The organism is Streptomyces xylophagus (genome assembly GCF_000716435.1).
Lineage (GTDB): Bacteria > Actinomycetota > Actinomycetes > Streptomycetales > Streptomycetaceae > Streptomyces > Streptomyces xylophagus.
In genome coordinates, this window is sequence record NZ_JNWO01000003.1 from 133,373 (window position 1) to 146,330 (window position 12,958).

12 protein-coding genes are annotated in these 12,958 nt (G+C 70.2%); 7 read left to right on the forward strand and 5 right to left on the reverse strand.

Translation table 11 applies throughout. The features are described 5' to 3' along the window. The first annotated feature begins 108 nt into the window (after nt 1-108). Complete coding sequence (locus OO70_RS07615) at nt 109-1,020, forward strand: LysR family transcriptional regulator (RefSeq protein ID WP_043665936.1); 912 nt, start codon at nt 109-111, stop codon at nt 1,018-1,020. 20 nt (nt 1,021-1,040) lie between these two features. Here the strand turns inward: OO70_RS07615 and OO70_RS55290 are convergent, their stop codons facing one another. After that, nucleotides 1,041-1,208 carry a hypothetical protein gene (locus tag OO70_RS55290; RefSeq protein ID WP_199827269.1) on the reverse strand — a complete coding sequence of 56 codons (168 nt, stop codon included), beginning with the start codon at nt 1,206-1,208 and terminating at the stop codon, nt 1,041-1,043. A gap of 203 nt (nt 1,209-1,411) precedes the next feature. Between OO70_RS55290 and OO70_RS07620 the strand changes: the two genes are divergently transcribed. Continuing rightward, nucleotides 1,412-2,785, forward strand: a complete 1,374-nt coding sequence (locus OO70_RS07620) for a cryptochrome/photolyase family protein (protein WP_043665938.1) — start codon at nt 1,412-1,414, stop codon at nt 2,783-2,785. Between the two features lie 9 nt (nt 2,786-2,794). Here the strand turns inward: OO70_RS07620 and OO70_RS07625 are convergent, their stop codons facing one another. Continuing rightward, nucleotides 2,795-3,775, reverse strand: a complete 981-nt coding sequence (locus OO70_RS07625; protein WP_407702754.1) for a MerR family transcriptional regulator — start codon at nt 3,773-3,775, stop codon at nt 2,795-2,797. Between the two features lie 132 nt (nt 3,776-3,907). Between OO70_RS07625 and OO70_RS07630 the strand changes: the two genes are divergently transcribed. Both OO70_RS07630 and OO70_RS07635 read left to right on the forward strand, forming a co-directional pair. Continuing rightward, nucleotides 3,908-4,510 (forward strand): sigma-70 family RNA polymerase sigma factor, encoded by a 603-nt coding sequence (locus OO70_RS07630; protein WP_043665941.1) that lies wholly within the window; start codon nt 3,908-3,910, stop codon nt 4,508-4,510. An 89-nt stretch (nt 4,511-4,599) separates the two neighbouring features. Then, nucleotides 4,600-5,040 carry an SPW repeat protein gene (locus tag OO70_RS07635; RefSeq protein WP_043665944.1) on the forward strand — a complete coding sequence of 147 codons (441 nt, stop codon included), beginning with the start codon at nt 4,600-4,602 and terminating at the stop codon, nt 5,038-5,040. Nucleotides 5,041-5,120: 80 nt separating this feature from the next. Here the strand turns inward: OO70_RS07635 and OO70_RS07640 are convergent, their stop codons facing one another. Both OO70_RS07640 and OO70_RS07645 read right to left on the reverse strand, forming a co-directional pair. Next, complete coding sequence (locus OO70_RS07640; protein WP_043665948.1) at nt 5,121-5,888, reverse strand: ArsR/SmtB family transcription factor; 768 nt, start codon at nt 5,886-5,888, stop codon at nt 5,121-5,123. Nucleotides 5,889-5,982: 94 nt separating this feature from the next. Continuing rightward, the gene (locus OO70_RS07645; protein WP_078651294.1) at nt 5,983-6,753 is read right to left on the reverse strand and encodes a phosphotransferase; all 771 of its coding nucleotides are present in this window, start codon (nt 6,751-6,753) and stop codon (nt 5,983-5,985) included. Between the two features lie 25 nt (nt 6,754-6,778). Between OO70_RS07645 and OO70_RS07650 the strand changes: the two genes are divergently transcribed. Next, nucleotides 6,779-7,318, forward strand: coding sequence for an ATP-binding protein (locus tag OO70_RS07650; protein WP_043665953.1), 540 nt, complete (start codon nt 6,779-6,781; stop codon nt 7,316-7,318). Here the strand turns inward: OO70_RS07650 and OO70_RS07655 are convergent. After that, nucleotides 7,315-8,763 (reverse strand): APC family permease, encoded by a 1,449-nt coding sequence (locus tag OO70_RS07655; RefSeq protein ID WP_078651295.1) that lies wholly within the window; start codon nt 8,761-8,763, stop codon nt 7,315-7,317. The two genes, OO70_RS07650 and OO70_RS07655, sit on opposite strands and share 4 nt — an antisense overlap. A 141-nt stretch (nt 8,764-8,904) precedes the next feature. Between OO70_RS07655 and OO70_RS07660 the strand changes: the two genes are divergently transcribed. Both OO70_RS07660 and OO70_RS07665 read left to right on the forward strand, forming a co-directional pair. Continuing rightward, nucleotides 8,905-10,089 carry an ROK family transcriptional regulator gene (locus tag OO70_RS07660; RefSeq protein WP_043666796.1) on the forward strand — a complete coding sequence of 395 codons (1,185 nt, stop codon included), beginning with the start codon at nt 8,905-8,907 and terminating at the stop codon, nt 10,087-10,089. 101 nt (nt 10,090-10,190) lie between these two features. Then, complete coding sequence (locus tag OO70_RS07665) at nt 10,191-12,911, forward strand: glycoside hydrolase family 2 protein (RefSeq protein ID WP_043665956.1); 2,721 nt, start codon at nt 10,191-10,193, stop codon at nt 12,909-12,911. The last annotated feature ends 47 nt before the right edge of the window (nt 12,912-12,958 follow it).

Sequence of the window (12,958 nt, forward strand, 5' to 3'; positions counted from 1 at the left end):
ACCGTCAAGGAAAACCCGACCGGTCTCGTATCCCGGACCATTGAATTTCACGAAGGTGTGACAGGGAAACCCTTGAACGGCCCGGGAAATCCCCCGCATTCTGCGGGCATGCGGACCGAACAGCTGGAATACATAGCGGCAGTGACCCGGCTCGGCTCCCTGCGCCGGGCCGCCGAGGAACTGCGCCTGTCGCAGCCCGCGTTGAGCGAGACCGTACGGAACCTCGAACGCGAACTCGGCGTCGACCTCCTGGAGCGCAAACGGTCCGGCGCGACGATGAGCGCGGAGGGCCGGGAGCTGCTGCCGAAGATCGTCGATGTGCTGGACGCGGTGGACCGGCTGCGGGCGGCGGCCGGTGAGCAGCACCGGATCAGTCGCATGGTGCGGGTGGGCACGGTCAACGCGGCGACCGTGCCGCTGCTGCTTCCGGTCGTACGGGACTTCCGTGCCTCGCATCCGCTGACCCAGGTCGAGGTGGTCGGCGCGCAGCAGACGGACATCCACCGGGCGCTGTCGGAGGGCGGGTTCGATCTCGGGCTGGTCAATCACCTGGACGGCGACGACATGCCGGCCGACTTCGAGTCGACCGAGCTGCTGTCCGGGCTGCCGGTGGTGTGTGTCCGTCCGGACAGCCCGCTGGCGTCCCGGCCGACGGTCAGTGTGGACGACCTCCTCACCGAGCCTCTGATCGGTATGCGTTCCGGCTATGTGATGCACCGCTATGTCCACCGGCTGCTCGATGGTCGTGGCCCGGCCTTCGCGTATTCGACCGATGGCGCCGAGATGGGCAAGCTCATGGTCGCGGAGGGGCTGGGGGCGACGGTTCTGCCCGACTTCAGCGTGGTCGGGGATCCACTGGAGCGGCTGGGCGCGATCACCTACCGGCCGATCGCCGGCGACACGGCCCGGGTGCTGCTGATGCTGCGCCGCCGCCGTGCGGAGTCCGTACCGCAGGCGGCCGGTGACCTGCACGAAGCGTTCGTACGACGGGCGCGGGAGCTGAGCGAGGCGCGCGTCTGAAGCCGCGACCGTACGTACCGTCAGTCCTCGTCGCCGACCGGAACCACCACGAGGAACGCGTCGGACTTCAGGTCCATGACGACCCTGGCGGGCTGACCCTCGGCGCGGCGCCGTGCCGCGAACTCCTCCGCGGGCCATGATCCGCGCGGGGCTCCTGCCGGGAACCGCTCCAACACCTTCGCGCCCATGTCCGAAGACACCTCCAGCGTCCGCCTTTTTCGACTGCCCACAGGGACCGTCGTACCTGTTCGACTGCCCGCGATCGTCGCCGACATGCCAAGCAACTCGTGGCCGGGGGCACGTACGCCCGTCGGGTGACGGCCGCATCCGTCGGGTGCGCCCAGCCGGAAGCACCTCACGACCCACTGGCCCGTCTCCCGGAGTTCGCACCATGAACGTCTCGGTCGTCCTGTTCACCTCCGACCTGCGCCTGCACGACCACCCCGCGCTGCGGGCCGCCGCCGAGGCCCGCGAGGCGGTCCCCCTGTTCGTCCGGGACCGGGGCCTGGCGGACACCGGGTTCGCCGCGCCCAACCGGCTGGCGTTCCTCGCCGACTGTCTGCGCGACCTCGACGCCGGTCTGCGCGAACGGGGTGGTCGTCTCGTCGTCCGCTCCGGTGACGTCGTCGACGAGGTGTGCAAGGTGGCCGCCGAGACCGACGCCGACGAGGTGCACATGGCGGCCGACGCCAGTGGTTACGCGCAGCGGCGCGAGCAGCGGCTGCGGCGGGCGCTGGAGGCGGAGGGGCGACGGCTGCACGTCCACGACACCGTGACCACGGCCGTCGCCCCCGGCGCGGTGACACCGGCCTCCTCGGACCACTTCGCCGTCTTCACCCCGTACTTCCGCCAGTGGTCCGGGATGCGGCTGCGCGCCCCGCTCGCCGCGCCGCGCGGCGTGCGGGTCCCGGACGGTGTCGGCTCCGAGGAGTTGCCCTCCCGTGCCGCTGTCGCGGGGCTGTCACCGGGCCTGGCGACCGGCGGGGAGGCGGAGGGCCGCAGGCTGCTGAGCCGGTGGCTACGCAGCGGCATCGCCGCGTACGAGGACGTCCACGACGACCTGGCCGCGGACGCCACTTCCCACCTCTCACCCCACCTCCACTTCGGCACCCTCGCCCCCGTGGAACTGGTCCACCGGGCACGGCAGTTGGACGGACCGGGCGCCGAGGCGTTCGTACGGCAGCTCGCGTGGCGTGACTTCCACCGCCAGGTCCTGGCGGCCAGGCCCGCTGCCGCCGGCTCCGACTACCGTACGAAACACGACCGTTGGCGGTCCGGACGCACGGCCCGTGAGGACATCGCGGCCTGGAAGGAGGGCCTTACCGGCTATCCGCTGATCGACGCGGCGATGCGCCAACTGCGCCACGAGGGCTGGATGCACAACCGGGGACGACTGCTGACGGCAAGCTTCCTCACCAAGACGCTCTACGTCGACTGGCGGGTCGGCGCCCAACACTTCCTGGGCCTGCTGGTCGACGGCGATGTGGCGAACAACCAGCTCAACTGGCAGTGGATGGCGGGCACCGGCACGGACTCGCGTCCCAACCGGGTCCTCAACCCGGTCACGCAGGCCAAGCGGCATGACCCCGACGGCACGTACGTCCGGCGGTGGGTGCCCGAACTCGCCGGGCTGGACGGCCCGTTGGTGCATGAGCCGTGGAAGCTCAGGGGATTCGACCGCGCGGCGCTCGGCGACTATCCGGATCCGATCGTCGAACTCGCCGACGGACTGGCGCGTTTCCGGCGAGGACGGGCAGGTGACTGAGGTCCCCTGTCAGTGCCGTTCCCCGTACATCCCGGCGGCAAAGTCCACGGCGTCCTTGAGGGTCACCGGCCGCACCGCTCCCCGCACCGGCGCGCCGGACCAGCCGGGTCCGGCCAGCACCATCGAGGGCTGTCGCCGGGCTCCCTTCACTCCCCAGCGGATGTCGGCGAGATGCCGGGCCAGCGACGGGCTCGCCGTGGAACGCGCTTGCGCCCACAGGACGACGGCCGCCGGGCCCAGCCGCCGCACCGCCGCGCCGAGTGCCTCCGCGGGTACGGCGGCGCCGAACATCCTTGTAGGCAGGCCGAGTTCGGTGAGCGCGGCGTTGAGTGCCTCGATCGGCAGGGTGTGCTGTTCACCGGGCACGCAGGCCAGGACGACGGGCCCGGCGGGCGAGGTGTCCGCCGGTCGCCCGGGAAGCGGGGTGCGTCGGCGCAGGGCGGTGGAGACGTGCCAGGACAGCAGGTGCTCGACCTCGACGTAACGGTCCCCGGACGACGCCCACTTGCGCCCCACCGCGTGCAGGGTCGGCACCATCACCTCCTGCCAGGCGTCGACGATGCCGTACTGGCCGACGGCATCGGTCAGTTGACGCTCGACGGCCGGTGCGTCGAGCCGTACGGCGGCGCGTGCCAGGCCGCGGCACTCCTGGCGCACGTCCCCGAGGGGCAGCGCGCCGGGGGCCCGCGACGTCCGGGACCGTTCGGGCATGCGCTCCGGGTGCGCATCGGCGGCCCCCTTCGCCACCCTCGCCGCCTCGGCGGGCGGCACTCCCGACGAGGTCAGCCGGCACATCGCCTCCAGCAGCGCCACGTCCCGCGGGGTCCAGCGCCGGTGCCGTCCCTCGGCGCGGGTCGCGGGCCCGATGCCGTAGCGCCGCTCCCAGGACCGCAGCGTGGTCGGCGCCACGCCCAGCCGACGGGCCAACGCACCGGTCGTCAGGGGCACTTCGGCCGCGGACGCGATGGCCGTGACTTTCTCGTCGGGCAATTCGCTCACCCAGTGACTGTACGACGCACAATCGACGCAAGTTGAGGACCTTGATCCCTGGCTCGCACGATGGCCGCACCGGGGCATGCCCCGGCCGTGATCTCCATCCCTCCGACGTGAGGAGCCGTCGTCATGAGCCCGCAGCACCGCGTCGCCCGGCCGAGCCCGGCGGCGGTGTCGCTCACCGACGAGGAGCTGGCGAGGGGGCTGGTGGCAGGCGACGAGGGCTGCTTGGCCGCCGCGTATCACCGCTGGTCGGCCCTGGTGCACACGCTGGCGTGGCGTTCGCTCGGGGACGTCAAGGAGGCGGAGGACGTGACGCAGCAGGTGTTCCTCGGTGTGTGGCGCGGGCGGCGGGGTTTCCGCCCCGAGCGCGGCACGATGGGCGGCTGGATCGTCGGCATCACCCGGCGCAGGATCGCCGACGCGCTGTCCGCCCGCAGCCGTCGACTCCGTCTCGTGACCGCCGCCGGTTCGTCCCTGGCCCTCGTCGATCCCGGTGCCCGCAGGCCCGAGGCGGCCCTCGACCGCGTGCTCGTGCTGCACGAGCTGGCCCGGCTGCCGGCGCCCCAGCAGCGGGTGCTCCGGCTGACCTTCTACGAGGACCTCACCCAGACCCAGATCGCGCGCCGCACCGGCTGGCCGCTCGGCACGGTCAAGAGCCACGCGCGACGCGGCCTCCACCAGTTGCGCCGCCGCCTCGCGGACGACGAACAGCCTGACCACTACACATAAAGGAGAAATAAGAGCAGAATGGGAGTAAGCGGCTCTTACCGCACACCGCACCAGACGCGGTCGGGCCAGCAACTCAAAGGAGACGAGTCATGGCCAACGTCTCGCACACCAGAGGTGACATAGCGAGCCACCCTGATGTCTCCGAAATGCAGGCGCGCTACGCCCGCATGCTCGGTGGACGCGATGTGGCGCTCGTGGACGGACCGGTGTTCCTGCTCGGTCTGTACTGCGCCGTATCCCCGTGGATACTCCACTACACGACGAGCCAGCCCGCGCTCGTGCCGCACAACCTGATCGTCGGCATCGCGATCGGCCTGCTGGCCCTCGGGTTCACCAGGGCACCGGAGCGCATGTACGGCCTCAGCTGGGCGATGAGCGCCCTGGGTGTCTGGATGATCGTCTCGCCGTGGATCGTCGGCAGCAGCCCCGACAAGGGCGTCATCCTGAACAACGTCATCATCGGCGGTCTGGCCGTGGTCCTGGGCCTGGTGTGCGCCGGTACGGCGGCGAAGAGCACCCCCAAGCCATAAGGGCTCCCCGGAAGGAAGGCACGTCGGGTCCGGTCCGCGCACCACGGACCGGACCCGATGCGTTGCGTGCCTACGACCGCTCAGCGGGCCGGTACCGACCACGGTGACTGCGGGAGCGTGCTCCCCGTCTCCAGCAGGGACTTCAGGTTGGACAGCACCGCCGGCCAGCCGCCGGACACGTCGGACAACTCGCCCTCGTCGGCGAGGTCCTCGTGCGTGACGGTGAGGCGCACGATGTCCTCGTGCCGCCGGATGTCGTAGGTGACGCGGGAGTGCTTGTCCTCCTGCCCCTCGTTCTCCGGCGAGGTCCAGGTGGTCACCAGGCGGGTGGGGCGCTCGCTCTCGACCACGGTGCCGACGACGTCGGCGATGCCGGAACCGTCCGTGCGCCGGTGTTCCCAACGGGAGCCCTGCTGCCAGTCGGACACGTTGCTGTGGCCCCAGTAGGCGGCGGTCAGGTCGGCGTCGGTGAGTGCGTCCCAGACCTTTTCGGGCGTGCTCGCGATGTAGGTGACGTAGACGAATGTCGGCTTGTCGGTCATGGCTTCCTCGGCTCGTCGCTTCAGGGCCCCGAGCGCGCGCAGTCGCGGGCGCTCGAACTTGTCGATCCAGCGCTCCTGTATCTCGTGCAGCGGGACCGGATTGAGGTAGTGCAGCTTCTCCCGCCCGCGCCGCACCGTGCTGACCAGGTTGGCGGCCTCCAGGACGGTCAGATGCTGGGTCACCGACTGACGGGCCATGTCGATGCGCCGGCACAGCTCGCCGAGCGTCTGCCCGTTGTGCTCGTGCAGCCGGTCCAGCAGCTGTCTGCGGGTCTCGTCGGCCAGTGCCTTGAAGACCTTGTCCATCCCTGAGTCGTGTTCTGATCGCACACCCAAAGTTATGCAGGCAATTACCTGCATGTCAAGGTGTGCCTATCGAGCGACTTGGTGAGTGTTCGCCTCAGCCCAGGAAAGCGCCCAGTTCACGGCGGTGTGCGGCCACCCAGACGTATGCGTCCCGCACCTGGTCTACGACTCCGGCCGCCCGCAGGCCGAGCATGGCCCGTTCGCCGCGCTCGGCGCCGGTCTCGATGCCTCGCCAACATCGGTCCTGCCACCACAGGACCGTGTCGAGCAGCCGGCCCCTGTCGTCGAGCCCGTACGCCTCGCAGATCAGGGCGATCCGGCGGGCGGTATCGGCTACGTGGGTGATGCCCGGGCCGAGGTCCAGGTACTGCCAGCAGACATGGGCGAGATCGTGGACACGCTCGCCGGGGGCGGCAAGGTCCCAGTCGACGAAGGCCAGCGGGCGCCACGCGGTGCCGTGGACGGCGTAGACGGTGTTCTTGGGGGCCAGGTCGTTGTGGCATACGACGTCCTGGTCACCGGCCTCCGGCGTGCCGTGCGTCAGGTCGTGGAAGGCGCGGACGAGGCGCGCGACGCGCACAAGGCCGGCGTCGGTGCAGGCGGCGGACCGCTCCTCGGGGCTGACGGCGGCCTGGCCGTCGATGTACCGGAACACCTCCCGCCCTCGCTCGTCCGTGCCGAGGAAACGCGGCGCTCCGGCCCACCCGTGCCGCGCGAACAGGGCGAGCACCGCGGTGACGTACTGCGACCGTTCCGAGGGCGTACGGCGTACGGTCTCCCCGACTCGCACGACCTGGTTGATCGCCCCTCCGCCGAGCACCGACTCCTGCACCTGGCCCGCCTCCCCGAAATCGTTCGACCGCACGAGTATCGCTTGGCACGCTGCTCGTGTGGATCACGCGGAGGCACTGCTCATCGGGGGACGCGCCGGGGTCGGGAAGACGACCGTGGGCTGGGAGGTGTCGGCGCGGCTGCGCGCGGCGGGGGTCGCCCATGCCGTGATCGAGGGGGACTTCATGGGGCAGGTGCATCCGGCGCCGGACGGCGATCCGCACCGGACGGCGATCGGCGAGGCCAACTTGACCGCGGTGTGGGGGAATTACGCCGCGCTGGGATATCGGCGGCTCGTGTACACGAACACGGTGAGCGTGCTCGGGGAGGCGTCGGGGCAGTTCCGCCGTGCGATGGGTGCGGACGTGCGGATCGTACGGGTGCTGCTGACCGCCTCCGACGAGACCGCGGCGGCACGGCTCAACGGGCGTGAGATCGGGAGCGAGTTGGGAAAGGAGTTGGCCAACAGCGCTCGCAAAGCACGCCTGTTGGACGAGTGGGCGCCCGTGGACACCGTGCGGGTGGTGACCGACGGGCGCTCTGTCGTCGACATCGCGGGTGAGGTGCTCGCCGCGACGGGGTGGGTCAACTGCCGTTAGGCACCGGCGGGTTCCGGGACCGTCTCCGTGAGGTACTCCTCCGTGATCTCCCTGGGGCCGAACGGCCACACCTTCTCCAGGCGGGCCCAGACCACGAACGCGACGAGGCCCAGGGCGAGCCAGGCCAGGGACCACTCGATGGGGTGGCGGCCCGGGGAGTTCTTGTCGGCGTAGCCGTAGATCACGCACCAGCCGACGAAGGCGACGATGCTCGGCACGGGGTAGAGCCACATCCGGTAGGGGCGGCGCAGGGTCGGCTGGCGTTTGCGCAGGACTGTCAGGGCGATGATCTGGGCCAGTGCCTGGACGATGACCATGACCGTGGTCAGGAGTTGGATCAGGGTCGCGAGGTCGGTGTGGCGGCCGATCAGGAAGCCGATCGCCGTGATCACGCCCATGGTGGCCAGGCCGAGCATCGGGAAGCGGTGCTTGGGGTGGAGCTTGGCGTAGGGGCGGAAGAAGACGCGTTCGCGGGCCGCGTCGTAGGGGACCCGGGAGCCGCCGAGGAGGCCGGTGAAGACCGAGGCGAAGGCCGTGATCAGGATCAGGACGGTGACCGTGTCGGCGGCACCCTTGCCCCAGGTCTTCTCCAGGACCGCCGAGGCCACCGAGGTGGACGCGATGTCGTTCACGTGGGTCATCCGGTGCCAGTCGATGACGCCGAGGGTGCCGATCTGGAGCATGAGGTAGATCGCCATGATGCCGACGATGGAGAAGAGGATGGAGCGCGGCAACGTACGGCCGGGGTCCTTGATCTCGGCGCCCATGTAGGCGGTGGTGTTGTAGCCGAGGTAGTCGTAGATGCCGATCGTCAGGCCGCCGGCGAAGCCGAGCCAGAAGTGGTCGCTGCCCAGGTCGAAGGCGTGTGCCGGGTAGGTGAAGGCGAGGTCGGCGCTGAAGTGGGTGGCGGCGGCCACGATGACCAGGAACACCGCCGCGATCATCACCGCCCACATCACGGCGGTGATCCGCGCGATGTTCTCGATGCCGCGCCACAGCAGCAGGATCACTATGGCGATGACGCCGAGGCCGATGAGATCGCCGGATGTCTTGCCCAAGTCCGGTGCCAGATAGCCGAGATACTGCACGAAGCCGACCACGCCGGTCGACATGATCAGCGGGATGAAGAGCATCGCCGTCCAGACGAACAGGAACGGCATCAGCCGGCCCGTGCGGTACTGGAAGGCCTGGCGGAGATAGACGTAGCTGCCGCCGGAACCGGGCATCGCGGCGCCCAGCTCGGCCCACACGAGCCCGTCGGCGAGCGCGAGGATCGCGCCCGCGACGAACCCGATCACCGCCTGCGGGCCGCCGAACGCGGCGACCATCAGCGGGATCGTCACGAACGGCCCGATGCCGCACATCTGGCTCATGTTGATGGCGGTGGCCTGGAAGAGACCGACGCGGCGGACGAAGCCGCCGTCTGGGGGCGGACTACCGGACATGGGGGCTCCTGAGGGGTGCGTTGCTCCGGGGAAGAGGGGGTGCGGCGTGCGGGCCGGTATCCGGTGGCTGACTGGGCGATAAAGTTAAGGAGCCTTACTAGACTCGTCAAGAGGGTGTCCCCGATGCGTGAGAATGATGCGATGCCCGCCAACGACGTCGCAGAGCAGCCGGAACAGCCCTGGAGCCGGCAGCGGCTGCGCAGCGTCAACGAGCGGCTGCTGCTCGACCGGCTGCGCACCGCCGGCGCCGCCTCGCGCGCCCAACTCGCCCGCGAGACCGGCCTGTCGAAGCCGACGGTCTCCAGCGCGCTCGCCGCCCTGGAGGAGGCGGGACTGGTCCACGAGGTCGGGACACAGGCCCCCGAGCGCGGCCGGACCGCCGTGCTCTACGCACCCGATCCGGCCGCCGGGTACGCGCTCGGGATCGACGTCGGACGCAGTTGGCTGCGGGTCGCGGTGGCCAATCTGGACGGCGAGGTGGTGGCCCGGGCGGACGTCCGCAACCGGGCCCGGAGTTCGGGCGCCATGGCCGAGCTGGTGGTCGCCACCGCACACCAGGTCGTCGCCAACTCCGAGGTCGAACCGGCCGCTGTGGTGCATGCCGTGGTGGGCACTCCGGGTGTGTACGACGAGCAGCGGCGGCGGGTGCGGTACGCGATGCATCTGCCGGGGTGGGGCCGGGCCGGGCTGTTCGACCGCATGCGGGAGGAGCTGGGCATCCCGCTGGAGGTGCACAACGACGCCAATCTCGCGGCGCTGGGCGAGTACACGTACGGCGTCGGCGCGGGCAGCCGGCTGTTCGCGTACATCATGATCGGCACCGGTCTCGGCATGGGCGTGGTCAGCGAGGGGCGGCTGTTCACGGGGGCGCACGGCGGGGCCGGCGAGATCGGGTTCCTGCCGTGGCCGGGGCGGCAGAAGCCGGAGACGCTGGAGGACGCCGTCTCCGGGGTGGCCGTCGTCGAGGCGGCCCGCATGTTCGGCATGAGCGGACAGCAGCTCACCGCGAAGGCCGTGTTCGACGCGGCCCGGCAGGGAAACGCCGCCGCCGTCAAGGCGGTTGAGCTGGAAGGTGAGCGGATCGCGTACACGGTGGCGGCTGCCGCGGCCGTGCTCGATCCGGACCTGGTCGTCCTGGGCGGCGGCGTCGGACACAGCGTGGATCTGCTGCTGCGTCCGGTACGGGAGAACCTGCGCGCGCTCACTCCGCTCCGGCCGAAGATCGTGCCCAGCGCGCTCGGCGAGGACGCGGTGCTCCTGGGCGCCGTGGCCACCGCCCTCGGCACCGCGCGGGAGCTGGTGTTCGAGCGCCACTCAGCGTCCTGAGCAACTCGCCCACGCGCAACGGTGATTGACACACCCCATCCTCCGGCCTACCTTCTGTCGCAGTTAGTAAAGTTTCCTAACTTGACGAGGCTGGAGTCCCCGTGTTCCACCGCCCCGCCGTCCACCCCCTCCTCAGGGGCCGTCTCGCCACGGCCGCGATCGCCCTCGGCCTGCTGGGCACCCTCACCACCAGCGCCTGGGCGGGAGCCCGGGAGCCTTCCCCGCAGCCGCGCACGCAGGCCCCGGTGACCGCCGTTCGCTCGACGGCCGGTTCTGCCACCCCCCTGTCCGGCTACGCGATCCAGTCGTCCGCCAAGGTCACCGATTCCGCCGCGGCCGTCTCCTCCCCCGGCTATCGGCCGACCGGCTGGTACCCAGCGGGCGCGCGCTCGACGGTCCTCGCCGCCCTGATCGCCGACGGCATCTACCGGGACCCCTTCTACTCCACCAACCAGCAGAAGATCCCGAAGGCCGACTTCCAGGTGCCGTGGTGGTACCGCAGCGACTTCACGGTCGCCGACCGCACGCAACGCACCTACCTCGACTTCAGCGGGGTGATCTCGGCGGCCGACGTCTACGTCAACGGCAAGCAGATCGCCAGGGCCAAGGACGTCATCGGCGCCTATACACAGCACGAGTTGGACGTCACCTCGCTCGTCCGCGCCGGCACCAACACGGTCGCCTTCCGCATCCAGCCGAACGACCCGAACAAGAACCTCACCATGGGCTGGATCGACTGGCTCCAGCCGCCGCCCGACCAGAACATGGGCATCGTCCGTGACGTCCTCGTCCGGCGCGGCGGCCCGGTCGCGCTGCGCGACGCACATGTGGTGACGAAGCTGGCCGTGCCGTCGCTTGCCACGGCGGACCTGACGGTGAAGGCGTCGGCGCGCAACGACTCGAACACGCCCGTCACGGCAGAGGTCAGGGGCAGCATCGGGAGCACGGCCTTCGAGAAGACCGTCTCCCTCGCCGCCCACGAGACGAAGACCGTCACCTTCGGCCTCCACCTGAACTCCCCCAAGGTCTGGTGGCCGGCGGGCATGGGCGGCCAGCCGCTCTACGGCCTCGATCTCACCGCCTCCGTGGCGGGCACCGTCTCCGACACCGCGCACGAGACCTTCGGCATCCGGGACGTGCGGGCCCCGCTGAACTCCGCCGGCGACCGCCAGTACCTCGTCAACGGCCGCAAGTTGCTGATCAAGGGCGGCGGTTGGTCGCCGGACGAGTTCCTGCGCTGGGACCGGACATACGTCGAGGACCGCCTGAAGTACGCCCTCGACCTCGGCCTGAACACCATCCGCCTGGAAGGGCACATCGAGCCGGACGAGTTCTTCGACCTGGCCGACCGCTACGGCATCCTCACCCTCCCCGGCTGGGAGTGCTGCGACAAGTGGGAGGGCCAGGTCAACGGGGACGAGACCGGCGACAAATGGACCGCCGCCGACTACCCGGTCGCCAAGGCGTCGATGGCCGCCGAGGCCGCCCGGCTGCGCGACCACCCGAGCGTGATCTCCTTCCTCATCGGCAGCGACTTCGCGCCCGACGCGAAGATCGAGAAGACCTACCTGGACGCCTTGAAGGCCGCCGACTGGGGAACCCCGGTGGTCGCGGCCGCATCGGACAACTCATCCCTGATCAGCGGCAGTTCGGGCATGAAGATGACCGGCCCGTACGACTGGATCCCGCCGAACTACTGGTACGCCAAACGCGAGGGCGGCGCCACCGGCTTCAACTCCGAGACCAGCGCGGGCCCCGACATCCCCACCCTCGACACCCTGCGCCGCATGATGACCCCCGCCGAACTCGCCACCCTCTGGAAGAACCCGAGCGCCAAGCAGTACCACCGCTCCCCGTCGCCGGTCTTCAACACCCTCAAGCTCTACGACAACGCCCTCACCGGCCGCTACGGCCCACCGACGAGCCTCACCGACTACGTCCGCAAGGCCCAGCTCGCCCAGTACGAGAACGTGCGGGCCCAGTTCGAGGCGTACGAGCGCAACGCCACCGACGCCTCGAAGCCGGCGACCGGGGTCGTCTACTGGATGTTCAACAGCGGATGGACCTCGCTGCACTGGCAGTTGATGGACCGTTACCTCGACCAGGGCGGCGCCTACTTCGGCGCGAAGAAGGCGAACGAACCGCTGCACATCCAGTACTCGTACGACAACCGCTCGGTCGTCGTGGTGAACAACCGGAACGCGTCCGCCTCCCGACTCACCGCGCGGGCCGCGCTGTTCAACACCGACGGCACGCAGAAATACGACAGGACGGTCAAGGGGGTGAAGGTCTCCGGCGGCGGCGCGCACAGCACCGCGCTCACCCTGCCCTCCTCGGTGCCCGGGCTGTCGACGACGTACCTGGTGCGGCTGACGCTGACCGACGCGTCCGGCAAGGAGGTGAGCCGGAACGTGTACTGGCTCTCCGCCGAGCCCGACACGCTCGACTGGGCGCACACGGACTGGTACTACACGCCGACGACGAGCTACGCCGATCTGAAGGGGCTCAACTCGATGGCGCAGGTGCCGGTTTCGGCGACGGCGTCGACCTCGGTGGGGGCGAGCGGCACGTCGACCACGACGGTCACGGTACGCAACTCGGGGAAGGGACAGGTCCCTTCACTTCTCACGGACGTCCATCTCGTGGACTCGGCGGGCAGGCCGGTGCTGCCGGTGCAGTGGTCCGACAATGAAGTCAGCCTGTGGCCCGGGGAGTCGAAGACCCTGACGGTGACCTACCGGACGTCCGAGCTGCACGGGTCGGCGCCACGGGTGCGGGTCTCCGGCTGGAACACGCCTGAACGGACGGTCCCGGCGGCGTGAACACCTGAGAACCGGTGGGGCCCGGCCGCCGCCGGGCCCCACCGGTC